General features: G+C 29.9%; 1 protein-coding gene. It reads right to left on the reverse strand.

The annotated features are described in order from the left end of the window. Positions 1 to 314, reverse strand: a 314-nt coding sequence (locus tag ITJ86_RS17700; protein WP_195872883.1) for an RNA polymerase sigma factor, incomplete at both ends; no start/stop codon positions are given.

A 314-nucleotide genomic window follows, 5' to 3' on the forward strand; every position in this document is an offset into this window, starting at 1 on the left:
ATGTTTTCTAGTTCTAATAATATCAATGCTTTATTTTGCTCGTTTAGTTGGTCTATACAGTGATACATTTTTTTGATATTACCTTCATTATTGTCAATGTTATCATCATAGTTACTATTTGACAATAAGTCTTCATTAATAGTGATGTTTTTTCTTGGTTTACGTAAATCCCCTAAACAAACATTTACTGCAATTCTATAAATCCAAGTGTCTATAGACGACTTTTCTTTAAATGAGTTTCTATGCTTCCAAACCTTTATAAAAGTCTCCTGAAGCCATTCTTTTGCAAGCTCATTATTTCCTGATGCATACCC

It is taken from the genome of Winogradskyella marina (genome assembly GCF_015645385.1).
GTDB lineage: Bacteria > Bacteroidota > Bacteroidia > Flavobacteriales > Flavobacteriaceae > Winogradskyella > Winogradskyella marina.